18 protein-coding genes are annotated in these 16,529 nt (G+C 68.0%); 12 read left to right on the top strand and 6 right to left on the bottom strand.

Annotated features, from left to right (window positions below):
- Positions 1 to 38: 38 nt before the first annotated feature.
- The 3 genes from BST44_RS13390 to BST44_RS13380 are packed head-to-tail and all read right to left on the bottom strand — an operon-like array spanning position 39 to position 2,378.
- The gene (locus BST44_RS13390; RefSeq protein WP_083177599.1) at positions 39 to 386 is read right to left on the bottom strand and encodes a VOC family protein; all 348 of its coding nucleotides are present in this window, start codon (positions 384 to 386) and stop codon (positions 39 to 41) included.
- 43 nt (positions 387 to 429) lie between these two features.
- Positions 430 to 1,959: a multicopper oxidase family protein gene (locus BST44_RS13385; RefSeq protein ID WP_083177598.1), complete on the bottom strand. Its 1,530-nt coding sequence runs from the start codon at positions 1,957 to 1,959 to the stop codon at positions 430 to 432.
- Positions 1,956 to 2,378, bottom strand: a complete 423-nt coding sequence (locus tag BST44_RS13380) for a hypothetical protein (RefSeq protein WP_083177637.1) — start codon at positions 2,376 to 2,378, stop codon at positions 1,956 to 1,958. Before BST44_RS13380 ends, BST44_RS13385 begins: the two co-directional genes overlap by 4 nt.
- Positions 2,379 to 2,795: 417 nt before the next feature.
- On the opposite strand from BST44_RS13380, the gene BST44_RS13375 reads away from it, so the two are divergent.
- Together BST44_RS13375 and BST44_RS13370 are read left to right on the top strand one after the other, a co-directional pair.
- Positions 2,796 to 3,245, top strand: coding sequence for a nitroreductase family deazaflavin-dependent oxidoreductase (locus BST44_RS13375; protein ID WP_083177597.1), 450 nt, complete (start codon positions 2,796 to 2,798; stop codon positions 3,243 to 3,245).
- Between the two features lie 48 nt (positions 3,246 to 3,293).
- Positions 3,294 to 3,662: a DoxX family protein gene (locus BST44_RS13370; protein WP_083177596.1), complete on the top strand. Its 369-nt coding sequence runs from the start codon at positions 3,294 to 3,296 to the stop codon at positions 3,660 to 3,662.
- Positions 3,663 to 3,679: 17 nt separating this feature from the next.
- On the opposite strand, the gene BST44_RS13365 is transcribed toward BST44_RS13370, so the two are convergent.
- The gene (locus BST44_RS13365) at positions 3,680 to 4,936 is read right to left on the bottom strand and encodes a M18 family aminopeptidase (RefSeq protein WP_083177636.1); all 1,257 of its coding nucleotides are present in this window, start codon (positions 4,934 to 4,936) and stop codon (positions 3,680 to 3,682) included.
- Between the two features lie 166 nt (positions 4,937 to 5,102).
- Here BST44_RS13365 and BST44_RS13360 point away from each other — a divergent pair, with 166 nt between their 5' ends.
- Together BST44_RS13360 and BST44_RS13355 are read left to right on the top strand one after the other, a co-directional pair.
- Entirely contained in the window at positions 5,103 to 6,113 is a 1,011-nt protein-coding gene (locus BST44_RS13360; protein WP_083177595.1) for a Dyp-type peroxidase, read from the top strand.
- The gene (locus BST44_RS13355) at positions 6,110 to 6,907 is read left to right on the top strand and encodes a family 1 encapsulin nanocompartment shell protein (RefSeq protein ID WP_083177594.1); all 798 of its coding nucleotides are present in this window, start codon (positions 6,110 to 6,112) and stop codon (positions 6,905 to 6,907) included. Before BST44_RS13360 ends, BST44_RS13355 begins: the two co-directional genes overlap by 4 nt.
- Positions 6,908 to 6,976: 69 nt before the next feature.
- Here BST44_RS13355 and BST44_RS13350 read toward each other — a convergent pair whose 3' ends face one another.
- The gene (locus BST44_RS13350) at positions 6,977 to 8,674 is read right to left on the bottom strand and encodes an MOSC and FAD-binding oxidoreductase domain-containing protein (protein WP_083177635.1); all 1,698 of its coding nucleotides are present in this window, start codon (positions 8,672 to 8,674) and stop codon (positions 6,977 to 6,979) included.
- Positions 8,675 to 8,863: 189 nt separating this feature from the next.
- Here BST44_RS13350 and BST44_RS13345 point away from each other — a divergent pair, with 189 nt between their 5' ends.
- The 7 genes from BST44_RS13345 to BST44_RS13315 all read left to right on the top strand — a co-directional run bounded on the left by BST44_RS13345 (position 8,864) and on the right by BST44_RS13315 (position 15,129).
- The gene (locus tag BST44_RS13345; RefSeq protein ID WP_083177593.1) at positions 8,864 to 9,736 is read left to right on the top strand and encodes an alpha/beta fold hydrolase; all 873 of its coding nucleotides are present in this window, start codon (positions 8,864 to 8,866) and stop codon (positions 9,734 to 9,736) included.
- Positions 9,737 to 9,813: 77 nt separating this feature from the next.
- On the top strand, positions 9,814 to 10,503 hold the full coding sequence (locus BST44_RS13340) for a TetR/AcrR family transcriptional regulator (protein ID WP_083177592.1): 690 nt from the start codon (positions 9,814 to 9,816) through the stop codon (positions 10,501 to 10,503).
- The gene (locus tag BST44_RS13335; RefSeq protein WP_083177591.1) at positions 10,500 to 11,174 is read left to right on the top strand and encodes a TetR/AcrR family transcriptional regulator; all 675 of its coding nucleotides are present in this window, start codon (positions 10,500 to 10,502) and stop codon (positions 11,172 to 11,174) included. The genes BST44_RS13340 and BST44_RS13335 overlap by 4 nt, the downstream gene beginning before the upstream one ends.
- 140 nt (positions 11,175 to 11,314) lie before the next feature.
- Entirely contained in the window at positions 11,315 to 12,361 is a 1,047-nt protein-coding gene (locus BST44_RS13330) for a zinc-binding dehydrogenase (RefSeq protein WP_083177590.1), read from the top strand.
- Positions 12,362 to 12,507: 146 nt separating this feature from the next.
- The gene (locus tag BST44_RS13325; RefSeq protein WP_083177589.1) at positions 12,508 to 13,188 is read left to right on the top strand and encodes a haloacid dehalogenase type II; all 681 of its coding nucleotides are present in this window, start codon (positions 12,508 to 12,510) and stop codon (positions 13,186 to 13,188) included.
- Between the two features lie 27 nt (positions 13,189 to 13,215).
- Positions 13,216 to 14,670, top strand: a complete 1,455-nt coding sequence (locus tag BST44_RS13320) for a dihydrolipoyl dehydrogenase family protein (RefSeq protein WP_083177588.1) — start codon at positions 13,216 to 13,218, stop codon at positions 14,668 to 14,670.
- 3 nt (positions 14,671 to 14,673) lie between these two features.
- Positions 14,674 to 15,129, top strand: coding sequence for a cupin domain-containing protein (locus BST44_RS13315; protein ID WP_083177587.1), 456 nt, complete (start codon positions 14,674 to 14,676; stop codon positions 15,127 to 15,129).
- Here the strand turns inward: BST44_RS13315 and BST44_RS13310 are convergent.
- Positions 15,126 to 15,533, bottom strand: coding sequence for a VOC family protein (locus BST44_RS13310; RefSeq protein WP_083177586.1), 408 nt, complete (start codon positions 15,531 to 15,533; stop codon positions 15,126 to 15,128). The two genes, BST44_RS13315 and BST44_RS13310, sit on opposite strands and share 4 nt — an antisense overlap.
- Before the next feature lie 143 nt (positions 15,534 to 15,676).
- Between BST44_RS13310 and BST44_RS13305 the strand changes: the two genes are divergently transcribed.
- Positions 15,677 to 16,495 (top strand): Rv0792c family HTH-type transcriptional regulator, encoded by an 819-nt coding sequence (locus tag BST44_RS13305; protein WP_083177585.1) that lies wholly within the window; start codon positions 15,677 to 15,679, stop codon positions 16,493 to 16,495.
- Positions 16,496 to 16,529 lie beyond the last annotated feature (34 nt).

The raw sequence follows: 16,529 nt of genomic DNA, 5'->3' as shown, positions 1-16,529 counted from the left end.
TAGGGCGGCCCCGTCGCCTCTGTCGGGCCGCCGCGGCGCTACTGGCCGGCCACGCAGAAGACGTTGCCCTCGGGGTCGGCCAGCACCACCCAGCGAAAGTCGTCGCCGAACCCGTGGCGCCCGACCTCGGTGGCCCCGGCGGCCGTCAGCCGGGACACCTCGGCGTCGACGTCGGCGGCACCGAAGTCGAGATGGACGCGGTTTTTCCCGGGCGTGGGGTCGGGCACCTTCTGGAACCCGAGCCGGGGCCCTTCCGGTAAGGACACCGCGGTGAACTCGTCGGCGAGCAACTCCTGCGTCGTCCCACCAAACTGCTCGGCCCACCACCCGGCCAGCCCGGCGGGATCGCTGCAGTCGAAGGTGATCATCTCCACGGTGAGCGCCATACCGCCAGACCTTGGGCCCCGGACGGCTCGGGCGAAAGGAAGCTCAATCGGTGGTCAGGAAGTCGGCCATCATCGCCATGTCCTCGTGCTCGAGGTTGTGGCAGTGCAGGAGGTAGGAACCGGTGTAGTCGGTGAACCGGGTGAGCACTTCGACGGCCTCGGCCGGGCGGACGTCGACGGTGTCCTTCCAGCCGTTGTCGAACCTGCCGGGCGCGCGGTTGTTGCGGGAGAGCACCTGGAAGGAGTTCAGGTGCACGTGGACGGGGTGATGAAACTCCGTGATGAATCGCCAGATTTCCGTGGTGCCGATCGTCGGGCGCGCGAGCGCGCGGCCCGGTTGGTACGGCAGGTCGTTGATCGTCCAGACGCCGCTTCGGTCCTGGCGGAAGAGGAACGTTCTGGTGGCCACGGCTTGGTGCCGGTCGAGATCCGTCGCGCCGGTGCTGAGCCGCTCGAGGATGGCGGAATCATCGGAACGGTCGGTGCCGACGACATCGAACCGCATGACCTCGGCGGTGCTCTCGGCACCCAACAGGTTGACGAGGCGCACGCTCGCCCCGCGTGGGTAGCGACCGAAATCGACGACCACCTCGAAGCGTTCGGCCGGAGCGATGTCGATGAAGTCGTGGCCCACCGGCCGCGCGAGTAACCCGCCGTCACTGCCGATTTGCACCAGCGCCGATCCGCCGGGCGGCTGCGGATCCAACTGCAGCCGGTAGCGACGGGCGTTGGATGCGTTCAGGAGTCGCAGGCGGTAGCGCGCTGGATCGGTTTGCAGCACCGGCCACGGCGCGCCATTGACGAGGATGACGTCACCGAGGACGCCGTTCATGTATTCGCCCGTTACGCCGCCGCGTTCGGCAGCCGGGTACCGGAACGAGCCGTCGGTGGCGAATGCACGATCGGTGATCATCAACGGGATGTCTCGACGGCCACGGGGCAGCGGGAACGCGTCTTCCTCGTCGTCACGAACGAGGTGAAATCCGGCCAGCCCGCGCCAAACAGCGGAACCGGTATAGCCCATGCGGTGATCGTGGTACCACAAGGTTGCGGCCCGCTGATTCATCGGATACACGTATTCGCGCTGTCCGACGACGCTATTGCGCGCCATGTTGTCGGCGAACGGCTGTCCGGTGTAAGGCAGGAGGAAATCTGTCGGGTACCCATCATGGTCCGCGGGGGTGTGCCCGCCGTGCAGGTGCACCACCACCGGCACCGGCAGCGCGTTGCGGTGCCGCACAACGGTCCGTCGGCCGGATCGCGACACGATGGTGGGGCCGGGAAAGCTCGCGTTGTAAGTCCATGCCGTCGTGGTCATCTCGGGCAGGATGCGCAATCGGGTGACCTGCTGGGTGATCTCGAAGGTGTCCGTGTGAGCGTCGGTGGCCACCGGCGCCAACTGCGCCGGGATCGGTAGCGGGACTTGATAGCGGGCGGGCAATCTGGCCTGACTGCGCAGGAGCCGACCCGATTCCGTCCCACCCAGCAGCGCGCCGGCCAGCGGCCAGCCTGCGCCGACGACCCCGATGCCGGCCGCGGCCGCACCCAGCCGCAACGCGTTGCGCCGATTCACCGGACCACGTCCTGCTGTTGTGGGCGATCGGGCTCGGTCAGCGGCAACCGCCACACCGACGCGGTCAGCCGGAAGATTCCGGCGATCAACAGCACCCCGAGTGGCACGTGCAGGCCCGTCAACCTCAGCTCCCCCGAGGCGAACTCGGCGACGAAGAGGACCGTCACCAGCGCCCCGGCCGCGACCGGCCACCGCGGCCCCCCGGTCCTGCTCACGGCCACCAGCGCCACCACCTGCACGACGGAGAGCACCGTGGTCACCTTGGCGCCGACCGAGTGCAACATCAGAGCGTCGTATCGCCCGCCCAGGAAACTGCCGGCGAACGCGGCCTGAGCCACCGCCAGGAGCGCCAACGTCGCGCTGGTCGCACGCGCGGTCACACGGGCCCAGCGCCGGCCGCGCCGGATCTGAGCTGTCACCGCGGTAAACCGGCTCGGCCACGGAGCGGCGCGGCGTAGCGCCCGCGCCGCCGTCTGGCGAAGCACGTCGTGGGCGAGGGGATTCGACCGATCTTTTGCGCGGAATGCGTATCGGCCGCGCTTCCGCGGTTGGCTTCGCGAGACCGCGTGCCTGCGTACGGCTTGGCGCCCGTCATGATTCTCCTTCGTCATGGCCCTGGGAAACTCGTGCTCAGGGATGACGACGAGGCGGCGCGGCCGAAAGTTACAGGTGCGCGTGTAACTTTCGGCGCCGCCGATCCGTCCTTGGATTACGGGCTGCCAGCGGGCACCGCCGGCATCAAAAGAGAGCATGTTGGGCGTCGGCGGGCAGCCTCGACGGGCCCGAGTACCAACCGATCCCATCACCGCCACAACGGAACACATCAAGGAGGAGCGGTGTCCGACCCGAAGCCGCCGCGCTGGCTCAAGCCGATGAACAAGTTCATGATCGCAATGCAGAAGCTCGGCATACCCACGGGGCCTCCCATGGTATTGACCGTGCCCGGCCGCAAGACGGGCCGGCCACGCAGCACGCCGATGACACCCTTCACGCTGGACGGAAAGCTGTACGCCGTGGCGGGATTCCCGCGTGCCGATTGGGCACGTAACGCGCGCGCTGCCGGTGCCGGAACGCTCCGCAAGGGCCGAAAGATTCGGCGGGTCAGGATAATTGAGCTGACGGCCGAGCAGGCGCGGCCCGTGCTGCGGGAATATCCGACCGAAGTGCCGGTCGGTGTGGGCTTCCTGAAACGCTCCGGACTGGTGCGTCGAGGTGACCCCGAAGAAGTCGAGGCGCTGGCCGGGCAGATCGCCGTCTTCCGATTGGATCCGATCCCGGCGAATTGACGCCAGACGATTCCCCTACCGATCGACCACCCACGGAAAGCCGGCACCATGCACACCGCATACCTTGTCCTGACGCTGATCGCCATCGCCTTCGACGGCTTTTCCGGAGTGAGCGCGCTGCTGCACTTCGCGCCCATCATCCCGCCCATGCAGCGGGCGGGGGTGCCACTGTCCTGGCTGAGGTTTCCCATCGGCACCCTGAAAACGCTGGGCGCCCTTGGGCTCATCGCCGGCTTGTGGCTCCCGGTGATCGGCATCGCCGCGGCGGCCGGGCTGACCGTCTTCTTTGTCTGCGCGATGTACACCCATGTACTGGCCCATGACATCTCCGGTCAGTTCGCTTTCGCCGGATTCCTGCTCGCCCTCAACGGCGCGACCTTCGCGCTCGCGGTGATCACCCACGCCGCGCTCGTCTAGTCCGCAGATCCTGACGCCTACTCGGGCGAAAGGAACGCGTTCAGCGCCGCGGAGTAGGCGGTCACGTCATGAGCGCCCATCAACTCGCGCGCGGAGTGCATCGCCAGCTGCGCGGCGCCCACGTCGACGGTCGGGATGCCGGTGCGCGCCGAGGCAAGCGGCCCGATCGTCGACCCACACGGCAGGTCGGCCCGGTGCTCGTAGCGCTGCAGCCCGACTCCGGCCCGCAGGCAGGCCAGCGCGAAGGCGGCGGCCGTACGTCCGTCGGTGGCGTAACGCAGGTTCGGATGCACTTTGAGCACCGGCCCGGCGTTGACCTCGATCAGGTGGCCGGGCTCGTGCCGATCCGGATAGTTGGGGTGGGTGGCGTGCGCCATGTCCGCCGAGGCCAGCAGCGATCCGGGCAACCGGCGCAGGAAGTCTTCCCGGCTGCCGCCCGCCGCGAGCACGATCCGTTCCAGCACGGTGCTCAGCAGGTCGGACTGGGCGCCGCGGTCGGAGGACGAGCCGACCTCCTCGTGGTCGAAGAGCACCAGCACCGGCAGAAGGCCCCGCGGCTCGGCCCCCAACAAGGCCTCCATCCCCGCGTAACAACTCGCCTGGTTGTCCAGCCGGGGAGCGCTGAGCAGGTCGGCGTCGGCGCCGATCACCGTCGACGGGGTGAGGTCGTGGGTCATCAGGTCGGCGGCTAGGACGGTGGCCGGCGCGACCCCGGCGCGCTCCGCGACGAAGTCGACGAACGCGCCGGCGTCGGCGCCGGCGCCCCAGACCGCGTTGACGTGGCGCTGCGGGTCCAGGGTCAGGGATTTGCGGTCCTCGGCGAGGTGAATGGCCAGCTGCGGTACCCGCAGGATCGGGTCGTCGATCCGCACCAGCCGCTGCTCGATCCCGGCGCCGTCGCGCACCGACAATCGTCCGCTGATGCCCAGGTCGCGGTCCAGCCATGAATTGAGCCAGGCTCCGCCGTACGGTTCCAGCGCCACCACGCGCCAGCCGGCGACCAGCCGGTCCGGATGCTGCTTGACCCGCAAGTTCGGGCTGTCGGTGTGTGCGCCGACGATCCGGAACGGGCCGTCTGGCCCGTCGGAGTTCCAGGCGACCAGCGAGCCGGCCCGCACCGTGAAGTAGCGCCCCGGTTCGTCCGGCCAGCGTTTAGCCTCGCTCAGTTCGGTGTACCCGGCAGCGGTCAGCCGTGCGGCCACCGTGGCGCAGACATGAAACGGCGACGGAGAAGCGTCAATGAATTCGCAGAGGCCTGCGGCGCTGGCCGACATGTTCATCATCATGGCTTCCGGCGCACGCCGTCGCCACGCTAGGTCCGATTGCGCGCCTCCTCGCTCGCGCCCTTCCGGCGCTCGCCGTCGCCACGCTAGGTCCGATTGCGCGCCTCCTCGCTCGCGCCCTTCCGGCGCTCGCCGTCGCCACGCTAGGGTCGCCCATGTGCCTCCCGTCCAGCCACAGCCGATCCTCGAGCCGTTGACGCCTGCGGCGGTGTTCCTGGTATTGACCATCAATGACGGCGGAGAAGCGACGGTGCACGACGCGCTGCCCGACATTTCCGGACTGGTGCGCGCAATCGGTTTCCGCGAGCCGCCGAAACGGTTGTCGGCTATCACCTCCATCGGATCGGACGCCTGGGACCGCTTGTTTTCCGGGCCGCGTCCCGCCGAGTTGCATCCGTTCGTCGAGTTGAAGGGCCCGCGGCACACCGCCCCGGCCACACCCGGGGATCTGCTGTGTCACATCCGGGCCGAGAGCTTGGACGTGTGTTTCGAATTGGCCGACCGCATCCTGAGGTCGATGGCCGGGGCCGTCACCGTCGTCGACGAGGTGCACGGATTCCGCTATTTCGACAACCGCGACCTGCTGGGCTTCGTCGACGGCACGGAAAACCCCGACGGCCCAATCGCCGTCAGCGCCACCTCCATCGGCGCCGAGGACCCCGAATTCGAAGGCTCGTGCTACGTGCACGTGCAGAAATACCTGCACGAAATGTCGTCGTGGAACTCGCTGTCGGTCACCGAGCAGGAGTTGGTGATCGGCCGCACCAAGCTGGAGAACCTCGAACTCGACGACGACGAGAAGCCGGCCAACTCCCACATCGCCCTGAACGTCATCACCGACGACGACGGCAACGAGCTGAAGATCGTGCGGCACAACATGCCGTTCGGCGAGCTCGGCAAAAGCGAGTACGGCACTTACTTCATCGGCTACTCCCGCACTCCGCGGGTGACCGAACAGATGCTGCGCAACATGTTCCTCGGGGATCCGCCCGGAAACACCGACCACATCCTCGAGTTCTCGACCGCGATCACCGGTGGCTTGTTCTTCTCCCCCACTGTTGACTTTCTCGATGATCCACCGCCACTGCCCGCGACGCCGGTGGCGGAAACGTCTGTTGCACAGGACGGCTCACTTTCGATCGGCAGCCTGAAAGGAACCACTTCATGAACAACCTCTACCGCGACCTGGCACCGGTCACCGAAGCGGCTTGGGACGAAATCGAAACCGAGGCGACCCGGACCTTCAAACGCCATATCGCCGGGCGGCGGGTGGTCGACGTCAGCGGGCCGGGTGGCCCGGTCACCGCAGCGGTCAGCACCGGACGCTTGGTCGACGTGGCATCACCTTCCGACGGCGTTGAGGCGCACCTGCGGGCAAGCAAACCCCTTGTCCGGCTGCGGGTCCCCTTCACCCTCTCGCGGTACGAGATCGACAACGTCGAGCGTGGCGCGCAGGACTCCGACTGGGACCCGGTCAAGGCGGCCGCCAAGAAACTGGCGTTCGTGGAGGACCGGGCGATCTTCGAGGGCTACGCCGCCGCCTCGATCGAGGGCATCCGCTCCGCCAGCTCGAACAAGCCGTTGACCCTGCCGGCCGATCCGCGCGAGATTCCCGATGTCATCACACAGGCGATCTCCGAATTGCGCCTCGCCGGCGTCGACGGTCCCTACTCGGTGCTGCTCTCCGCGGACGTCTACACGAAGGTCAGCGAGACCACCGAGCATGGTTATCCGATCCTCGAGCACATCGACCGGCTGGTGCCCGGAGACATCATCTGGGCACCGGCCATCGACGGGGCGTTCGTGCTGACCACCCGCGGCGGCGATTTCGACCTGCAGCTCGGGACCGACGTCTCGATCGGCTACACCAGCCATGATGCGGACACCGTGCAGCTATATCTGCAGGAGACGCTGACATTCCTGTGCTACACCGCGGAGGCGGCGGTCCCGCTGAGCTCCTAGGAACGACTGCCGACCAGTGGCTGCCGACGGGGCGGCCAGCGCGAATCGCCGCTTCACACCGGGTCGTCACTACGCATCGAGCACCAGATCTGTCTCCGGGGCCGCCGAGCAGATGAGCACCGTCCCCTGCTCCGGCGGCTCCAGCGGCTGCTGGCGGTAGGTGGCTCGACCGGTGACGACGCCGGTGACGCAGACGTGGCAGACCCCGCTTCGGCAGGAGAACCGGGTGGGCACGTCGCAGGCTTCGGCCAGCTCCAGGATGCTCCCGAATCGGGACGACCAATTCACCGTCAACCCGCTGCGCGCGAACGTGATCGACGGACCCGTTCCCGGAAGTCCCGCCGGCGGATGCGGTGGTGTGCGGGGGGCGCCGTCGACGATTCCCGGATTGATCGGCGGCAGCGCGCCGAAGAGTTCGCTATGGATTCGCTCAGGGGCGATGCCCTCCGCGGCGAGCGCCACGCGCATGTCGGCCATGAATTGCGTTGGACCGCAGAGGTATGCGATGGAGTCGACCGGCAGGCCCAGTGCCGCGATGGCCTGCCGGCCCAACCGGCCCTGCGTTTGTGTGTAGAACACCGACTGGTGCGCGCGCGGCAGCGACCCCACTAAGCGCGCGACTTCTGCCGCGAATGGCTGCGTTTCGCGGTTGCGGGTGGTGTGGAGCCACCAGATCTCGCGGGCGCTGCGCGCCGACGCGAGCGCATGCAACATCGCCAACACCGGTGTGATGCCGATCCCCGCCGACATCAGCAAGACCGGGCCCGCGCCGTCGGCGAGGTAGAACTCGCCGCGCGGGGCGGCGGCCTCGATGACCGAGCCCGCGTCGATGTGCTCGTGCAGCCACCCGCTCACCAAACCCCGCTCTTCCCGTTTGACGCTGATGCGGTAGTACCCGGCGGCGGGATCGGCGGAGAGGGAATAACTGCGCAGCGGCGGGGGCGCGCCCGCGCCGGGAATTCGCACCGTCAGGTACTGCCCGGGGAGCGGCGGCGGGAGCGCGGCATGATCGACGGCCTCCAGCCGGATGGACATCACCTGTGAGCTCTCCCGGCGCACCGCGCTGACACGCAATGGACGGAATCCCTCCCACGCTGGTCGCGCCGCCGGCAGCGTCGATTCCCGCTGCGCTTCCAGCATGTCCCGGAACGACTGCTGCCAGCCGGGGCTCAGCGCGGGAACGTCGACGACCTTGCGGAGTCGATCGAGGTCGCGGTCCGGCAGGTACAGCAGCGCATCGACGTCGGCCACGCTCAGCTCGTGGCGACCCCGATGGGTACGCACGACGTCATCACCGGCGCGGACCCGACCCTCGGTGACCACCCGAAAATAGAAACCCGGGCGCCGTTGGGAGACAAGCAGGTTGGGCATCTGGGGTTCGTCCAGCCGCAGACCGACGCGGAAGCAGGTGACGCGGGGTTGGGTGACCTCGAACTCGGCCTCGCCGATCCGATACCGGTCGCCGATGCACACGTCGTCGTCGGGCAGTCCGGCGATCGTGAAATTCTCACCGAAGTGACCGGGCACAAGGTCGTCGCGACCCAGGTAGCTTTTCCAGAAGTCGTAGGACTCGCTCTGGTAGACCATGACGGCGCGCTGCTCGCCGCCGTGACCGGAGAGGTCGCCTTGGCCATCGCCGTCGAGGTTCAGGCGGCGCGCCATGACCGGTCCCTCGACCGGCGTCTTCCACACCCCCGTGTACACCGTCTTGTCATGCCACCGAACGTTCTTGGGCATGCCGACATTCACCGAAATCAGCTTGCCCACCATGTCACCTCCGGAACCCCAGTGGGATGGCCGACCCAGAATATGCCGCCGCGCCACCGAGGGCAACACGAGGCGGCACTGTTGCACCGAGGGATTCTGGTGCATACTGGGTTGTACAACCCAAAAATCCGGGAGCGGAACGTCCGCCGACGCGTCGCGTTGGCCGGGCGACGACCGAGGAGTGACGCCATGCCGCCTGTCCATCATCGATACGCCACGGTCGACGGTCACCGGCTCTTCTTCCGCGAAGCGGGCGACCCGAACGCGCCCGCGCTGGTCCTGCTGCACGGATTCCCGACCAGCTCCTACATGTTCCGGCACCTACTTCCCGCGCTCGCCGACCGCTACCACGTCATCGCACCGGATCACCTGGGTTTCGGGCTTTCCGACGCCCCGTCGGTGCGCGAGTTCGACTACACCTTCGACGCGCTGACCGACCTCACCGCCGGGTTGTTGGACACGCTCGGCGTCGGCAGGTACGCGATGTACGTCCAGGACTACGGCGCGCCGATCGGCTGGCGACTCGCGCTGCGTAAGCCGTCGGCGATCACCGCGATCATCAGCCAGAACGGCAACGGTTACGACGCGGGATTCGTCGACAGTTTCTGGAAGATCGTGCGCGCCTACCAAAGCGAACAAACACCCGAGACCGAAGCCGCGGTGCGGCAGTTCCTCACCCTGGATGCCACCCGGTGGCAATACGTCACCGGCGTTCCCGACGAGACCCTCGTCGACCCCGAATCGTGGCACCACGACTACGCGCTCATCTCGCGACCGGGTAACGACCTGATCCAGCTGAAGCTGTTGCGGGACTACGCAACCAACGCGCCGCTCTACCCGCGCCTGCACGAATTCTTCCGCGCCAGCCAGGTACCCTTGCTGGCCGTCTGGGGCCGCGGTGACGAGATCTTCGGCCCGGCCGGTGCCGAGGCGTTCGCCGACGACCTGCCCGGCGCCGAGATACGGTTGCTCGACGGCGGGCACTTCCTGCTGGAGTCCGCGCTCGATGAGGTAGCCGCGCTGATACGCGGCTTCCTCGACGCGGACGACACGGAACCCTGACCGGGTCGGACGGCGCCGCCGTCGTCATTGGGTTGGATATCCCATAGTTCGGGGCGCCCGCGGGTTAGCCTGACGCCATGGCCCATCCCGATGTTCGGGACGAACAACGGTTGACCGCCAAGGGGCGTGCCACCCGGGATCGCATCGTGGAAGCGGCCGCCCAGCTGATCGTCACCGAGGGTCTGTCCGCGGCGAACATGGAGAACGTCCGCGGAGCGGCATCGGTCAGCGGTTCGCAGCTGGCCCATTATTTCGCCGACAAGAGCGCTCTGATTCGTGCGGTCCTGAGGCGCCAGATCGGGGTGGTGCTCGACTTTCACCGTCAGCCCAAGCTGGGGGGCCTGACTTCCTTCGACGACTTCGAGCGCTGGATCGACCTGAACATGCGCTATCTCAGGCGCATCGGATTCTTCGGCACGCCCACCTACCACGCGCTGGCCGCGCAACTGGCCAAGTCCGACGACGCGACGCGCGAAACGTTGGCCGCCGGCTACTGGCAGTGGGTCGAGCTGCTCCAGGCGGCGATCCAGCGCATGAAGGACGACGGCGCCCTGGTCGCCGACGCCGACCCGCGGCGGTTGGCGATGGTCATCGTCGCCGCCCATCAGGGCGGCGGCACCTTGGCCTTCACCTACCGGGCGGAATGGCCCCACGCCGACGCCGTCCGCTTCGCCGTCAACTACCTGCGCAGCTTCGCCACTGATCCCGGCGAGCGGACTCCCAGACCCGCCCGGCGTCCCCGGCGCCGCCTGCCGACCCCGCCATGAGCGCCGACGGCCCGGGTCGATTCACCCGCAAAGGACTGGCGACCCGCGCGCGCATCGTGCAAGCAGCCGCGCAGCTGATGTTCGAGCGTGGCGTCGCCAACACCAGCGTCGAACAGGTCCGGCGCCGGGCGGGTGTGGGCGGCTCGCAGGTCGCCCATTACTTCCGGGACAAACGCGATCTGACCCGGCAGGTCGTCGCCGCCCGCCGCGACGACGTGCGCGCCTTCCACACCCAGCCGGAGCTGGGTGACCTCGACACGATCGACGCGCTGCGGGCATGGGCCGACGCCTGCGTCGCCGACATCGACGCGGTATATCGCGTAGGCGGCTGTGTGTACGGCTCCCTGGCGGGTGAGCTCATCGACGCCGACGACGAAATGCATGAGGACCTCTCGGCGGGCTATGACCAATGGATCGAGCTGTTCGAGACGGGCCTTGCTGCGATGCGCCGGCGCGGCGATCTGCGCCCCGACGCCGACCCGCGACACCTCGCGGTATCGCTGGTGGTCGCACACCAGGGCGGTGCGATGTTGACCTACGCCACCGGCGATCCGGAACCCCTGCGATCAGCCGTCAACGCCGCCGTCGACTACGTCCGCTCGTTCACGACGGAACCGCGCAAGGGCCGAGCCACTCCGACGCGGCGCCGCCGCACATCCCGACCCGGGTGACGCCACTGACCCGCTGGACAGATTGGGATGGCTAGCCCATAATGATTGGGTTGGCTAGCCCAATAACGTCCGCGGAAGATCCTCGATTCCGCTCCGCACGTCGAGTTCGAAGCCCGAAAGCCATCTGGGAGGAGCGGTACATGTCCACCACCGATGCAGCGCGGCTGCCCACCGCGCCCGCACGGGTGCGCGAGCGGCCCGGCGGTGAAACCATGCGCGCGATCATTCTCGAGGGCTTCGGCGGCGTGGACCGGCTCGTCTACGGCGACATTCCGAAGCCGCTGCCCAAAAACGGCGAAGTGGTGATCGAAGTCAAGGCCTTCGGCGTCAACCACGCCGAGCTGCACATGCGCCGGGGGGAATGGGCCGAAGCCGCAGAAGTCAGCGGCATCGAATGCGTCGGCGTCGTCGACTCCTGTCCGGGCGGCGAGTTTCCGGTGGGCGCCAAGGTCGCGGCGTTGATGGGCGGATTGGGCCGGACCGTCAACGGCAGCTACGCGCAATACACCCGCGTGCGCGCGGCGAACGTCGCCCTCATCGAATCCGACCTGCCCTGGTCGGATTTGGCTGCGCTGCCGGAGAGTTACGCGGTCGCCTGGACGTGTCTCTTCCGCAACCTGCGCTTGACCGCCGGGCAGACGCTGTTGCTGCGCGGCGCAACTTCGTCGTTGGGCCAGGCCGCACTCAAGCTGGCCGTCGCCGCGGGTGCGACGGTCATCGCCACCGCGCGGAGCCGCGGCCGGTTCTCCATGCTGGAGCAACTCGGCGCATCCCGCACCGAATTGGAGAGGCGCGACCTGGCCGACCACCTGGCCGAGGCCAAACAGGTCGACGCCGTCCTGGACCTGGTGGGCAACAGCACCATCCTGGACTCGCTCGACCTGCTGCGCCGCGGCGGAACGGCCTGCCTGGCGGGATGGCTCGGCGGACTCGCACCCATCGGGGATTTCAACCCGCTGCTGCGCATGGCGAGCGGCGTCAACTGGAATTTCTTCGGCAGCTTCGTCTTTGGCACCCCTGGCTTTCCGCTGTCGGACGTCCCCCTGCAAGAAATCGCGTGGCAGGTGGCGCAGGGCGCGCTGGAGGCCAAGCCGTCCCACGTCTTCTCGTTCGACCAGATACATGAGGCGCACCGCGTGATGGAAGCGGGTGAGGCCGGCGGCAAGATGGTCGTCGTGCTGCAATGAGCGAGGCCGTCGGCGTCGCCCCGAGGGTGCCAGGCCGGCCGGGATGGCGGGTTGGTTGCGGCCCCGGGGAGGGCTGTGATTGGCCTGTGTCTGACCGGGTACTTTCGGCCGGATAGTCCCGCACTGAAGAAGATCGAGGCTCAGCGATGCCCAGACCGTCCGTCCTGGTTTTCGACGTCAACGAGACGTTGGTCGATATCGACTCCCTGGCACCGCTTTTCATCGATTTGTTCGGCGACGAGCGGGTACTTCGCGAGTGGTTCGCCCAGCTGGTCATGTACTCGATGTCCGCGACCTTGGCGGACAGTTACGTGAAGTTCTCCACGCTCGCCCAAGGCGTGCTGCGCATGGTCGGCGATATCCACCACGTGGACGTCACCGACGATGACCTGCACCGCCTGAAGACCGGTCTGCTCACCATGCCGGCGCACCCGGATGCCGCGGAGGGACTCACCAGACTGCAGGACAACGGCTTTCGCCTGGTGACGCTGACCAATTCACCGCCCAACCCGGACGGGCCCACGGCGTTGCAGAGTTCCGGGCTGGCCCAATTCTTCGAACGGCAATTGAGCGTCGACGCCTGCCGCGCCTTCAAGCCCTCGCCCGCCGTCTACCGCTACGCGTGCGATGCGCTCGGGGTGACGCCGGCCGACTGCATGATGGTGGCCGCCCACGTGTGGGACACCCTCGGAGCCCAGAAGGTCGGTTTCGGCGCCGCGCTGATCACCCGCCCCGGTAACCCGCCCTTACCGGTAGATGGGCTGCCCCAACCCGACATCGTGGTGGACGACATGCGCGAGCTGGCCGCAAGACTCATAGCCGACTGAGTGAAAGCACCGAGAGGATCGTCGACGATGGCAGCCGATAACGAGACCGCCTACGAAGTGCTCGTGCTGGGCGCCGGCCCGATCGGGCAGAACGCCGCGGAGCGCGCCCGGGCGGCCGGCCTGACCGTCGCGCTGATCGAGCGGGAACTCGTCGGCGGCGAGTGCTCTTACTGGGCCTGCGTGCCGAGCAAAGCCCTGTTGCGTCCGGTGATTGCCGTCTCCGACGCCCGCCGCGTCGACGGCGCGCGCGAGGCGGTGAGCGGCCCCATCGATGCGGCGGGCGTCTTCGGCCGCCGCAACCGCTATGTCAGCGACTGGGACGACAGCGGCCAGGCCGACTGGGTAAGCGAAATCGGAGCCACCCTGGTGCGCGGCCACGGCCGGTTGGATGGCGCCCGGCGGATCGTTGTCACCGCTGCCAGCGGTGAGACGTCGGTGTTGGCCGCGCGGCACGCGGTCGTGGTCTGCACGGGAAGCCGGCCCGCCCTGCCCGATTTACCCGGCATCGACGAAGCCAGACCGTGGACCAACCGCCAGGCCACCGACAGCAGCTACGTCCCCCAGCACCTCGCCGTGGTTGGCGCCGGTGGTGTCGGCGTCGAAATGGCCACGGCCTGGCGGGGATTGGGATCTCGGGTGACGCTGCTCGCGCGGGGATCGGGCCTGTTACCGCGGATGGAGCCATTCGTCGGCGAGCTGATCGGCCGCGGCCTTGCCGAGATGGGCGTGGACGTGCGGGGCGGTGTATCGGTCCGGGCGCTGCGCCGGGCCGATGGCGGACAGGCGATCCTCGATTTGGACGACGGTTCCGAATTGCGAGTCGACGAAGTACTTTTCGCGACTGGCCGGACTCCCCTCACCGACGACATCGGCCTCGAGACCATCGGGCTGACACCGGGCAGCTGGCTGGACGTCGACGACACCTGCCGGGTGCGGGCCGTCGAGGATGGGTGGCTCTACGCCGCGGGCGATGTCAATCACCGGGCCCTGCTGACCCATCAGGGCAAATATCAGGGCCGCATCGCCGGGGCCGCGATCGGCGCGCGGGCGGCGGGCAAGCCGTTGGACACCGCACCGTGGGGCCGCCATGCGACCACTGCCGACCATCATGCCGTGCCACAGGCCTTCTTCACCGATCCCGAGGCAGCCGCCGTCGGCCTGACGGCCGAGCAGGCCCAGCGTGCCGGGCATCGGGTGCGAACGGTCGACGTCCAGATCGGCGACGCGGTGATGGGGGCCAGGCTCTACGCCGACGGCTACACCGGCCGGGCGCGGATGGTGGTCGATCTCGATCGGGAGCACCTGCTCGGGGTCACCCTGGTGGGCCCGGGGGTCACCGAAATGCTCCATTCCGCCACCATCGCCGTAGCCGGCGAGGTGCCCATCGACCGGTTGTGGCATGCCGTGCCCTGCTTCCCAACGGTCAGCGAGCTGTGGCTGCGGCTCCTCGAGGCGTATCGGGACGCGCCGGACCATAATTGACGCATGGCCACCAACGACGGATTCCATCCCGATTTCGACGAGAAGGCATCGGAAGCTGCCGGCAACCGGGTGCACCACGTCAAGGCGTCGGGCATCAGCCCCGACACCGCGCAATCGGAGGGGCTTCGTCGCTTCGCCGCGCTCAGTGGCACGTCGGTCGGTGCCGAAAAGCTGTGGATGGGTGAGACACACGCAATGCCGTCGACCGTCTCCGCCAACCACCATCACGGCGACTCGGAAACCGCCATCTACGTACGCAGCGGCCACCCGGAATTCGTCTTTCACGACGGCGCTCGGGAGGTCCGCATCTCGACCTCGCCCGGCGACTACGTCTTCATCCCGCCGTATCTGCCGCACCGAGAGGAGAACCCCGACCCGGACGCACCGGCGGAGGTCGTCATCGCGCGCAGCACCCAGGAGGCGGTCGTGGTGAATCTCCCTGCGCTGTACCCGCTCTAATCCGTCCGATAGACAGCGATTTCGACCAGGTTGCCGTCGAGGTCGCGGCAGTAGTGCGAGGTCATCGGGCCCAGGGCGCCGGTTCGGGCCACCGGCCCCGCGACGATGTCCGTTCCACACTCGACGAGGTGGGCCCGCACCTCGTCGGGGCTGCCGCGGGTGATGAAGCACAAGTCTGCGGCGCCGGCGGCTTCGACCGATCCGGTGACCCACTCGGGGTCGTCGGCCAGCGCCCCGACTGGCCGGAGGTTGAGCTTCTGCTCCCCGAAGCGCAAAGCGATCCGGTTGGACGGCCCGAACACCTCTCGCCGCATACCGAGCACTCGCTCGTACCACGCGGCGGTCGCCTCGGCGTCGTTGCAGTTCAGCACTACATGGTCGATCCGTTCCACCGTCAACCCCACGTTCGAACTCTCCTGCGACTAGGCGAAAGTCATTTGCTCCCAGCGTAATCCGAGTGTCGGCGCGCGACGGTCGCGGGCCCGGCGCGGCGGCTCGGAGAACGCCGGCCTTTACGGTGTGCTGACCAGACGTTTTAATACGTCTTATGACCGACCGGTCGCTTGATCTCGCGTCCGCCGACCTGCGGGTTCGGCGCGGCAGCGTGCCCGCGAGCACCCAGCTCGCCGACGCGCTCAAGTCCGCGATCGTCAAGCAGCGCGTGCCGCGCGGCGGACGCCTGCCCAGCGAGCGCGAACTGATCGATAGCTCCGGCCTGAGCCGGGTAACCGTCCGTGCCGCAGTAGGACTCCTCGAGCGGCAAGGCTGGCTGGTGCGGCGCCAAGGTTTGGGCACGTTCGTGACCAACCCGGTGCGACAAGAACTGGGCTCCGGCGTGCGCACGATCACCGAGGTCCTGGCGAGCTCCGGGATCACTCCCCGCGTCGATGTCCTGTCGCACCGCGTCGAGGAGCCACCGCAACATGTAGCCGACACGCTCGGTTTGTCCAAAGTTCTGTGCATCCACCGCCGCATCCGCGACGGGGACGTACCCCTGGCGCTGATGATTGCCTACCTACCGCCGGGACTGGGAAAGGCGGTCGAGCCGCTGCTGTCTAGCGTGTCCGACACGGAACCGGCGCGGGCGATGGAGAGCACCTACACGATGTGGGAGCGCCGACTGGGCGTCCCCGTCGCCCGCGCCACGTATGACATTCACGCGGCCGGAGCCTCGGTGGAGGTCGCCGGCGCGTTGAACCTGGCGTTGGGCTCGCCCGTGCTGGTGCTCGAACGAATCAGCTACGGCAGCGACGACAAGCCGCTCGAAGTCGTCGAGTTCCACTACCGCCCCGAGCGCTACCGGTTCTCGGTGACGCTGCCACGGACCATGCCGCCGCCGGGCGCGGGCATCGTCGAGCGGCGTTGACGTCGGGGTATGGACCCATACCAGCCGTCCGCTC

Source organism: Mycobacterium scrofulaceum, from assembly GCF_002086735.1.
Classification (GTDB): domain Bacteria; phylum Actinomycetota; class Actinomycetes; order Mycobacteriales; family Mycobacteriaceae; genus Mycobacterium; species Mycobacterium scrofulaceum.
This window is presented reverse-complemented; position numbering and strand designations above follow the sequence as displayed.

What these genes read in the sequence shown, in the direction of transcription:
- BST44_RS13340 (WP_083177592.1), top strand. Translation starts at nt 9,814, where the DNA reads ATGGCCCATCCCGATGTTCGGGACGAACAACGGTTGACCGCCAAGGGG.
- BST44_RS13335 (WP_083177591.1), top strand. Translation starts at nt 10,500, where the DNA reads ATGAGCGCCGACGGCCCGGGTCGATTCACCCGCAAAGGACTGGCGACC.
- BST44_RS13365 (WP_083177636.1), bottom strand. Translation starts at nt 4,936, where the DNA reads ATGTCGGCCAGCGCCGCAGGCCTCTGCGAATTCATTGACGCTTCTCCG.
- BST44_RS13345 (WP_083177593.1), top strand. Translation starts at nt 8,864, where the DNA reads ATGCCGCCTGTCCATCATCGATACGCCACGGTCGACGGTCACCGGCTC.
- BST44_RS13370 (WP_083177596.1), top strand. Translation starts at nt 3,294, where the DNA reads ATGCACACCGCATACCTTGTCCTGACGCTGATCGCCATCGCCTTCGAC.
- BST44_RS13330 (WP_083177590.1), top strand. Translation starts at nt 11,315, where the DNA reads ATGTCCACCACCGATGCAGCGCGGCTGCCCACCGCGCCCGCACGGGTG.
- BST44_RS13305 (WP_083177585.1), top strand. Translation starts at nt 15,677, where the DNA reads ATGACCGACCGGTCGCTTGATCTCGCGTCCGCCGACCTGCGGGTTCGG.
- BST44_RS13320 (WP_083177588.1), top strand. Translation starts at nt 13,216, where the DNA reads ATGGCAGCCGATAACGAGACCGCCTACGAAGTGCTCGTGCTGGGCGCC.
- BST44_RS13315 (WP_083177587.1), top strand. Translation starts at nt 14,674, where the DNA reads ATGGCCACCAACGACGGATTCCATCCCGATTTCGACGAGAAGGCATCG.
- BST44_RS13355 (WP_083177594.1), top strand. Translation starts at nt 6,110, where the DNA reads ATGAACAACCTCTACCGCGACCTGGCACCGGTCACCGAAGCGGCTTGG.
- BST44_RS13390 (WP_083177599.1), bottom strand. Translation starts at nt 386, where the DNA reads ATGGCGCTCACCGTGGAGATGATCACCTTCGACTGCAGCGATCCCGCC.
- BST44_RS13325 (WP_083177589.1), top strand. Translation starts at nt 12,508, where the DNA reads ATGCCCAGACCGTCCGTCCTGGTTTTCGACGTCAACGAGACGTTGGTC.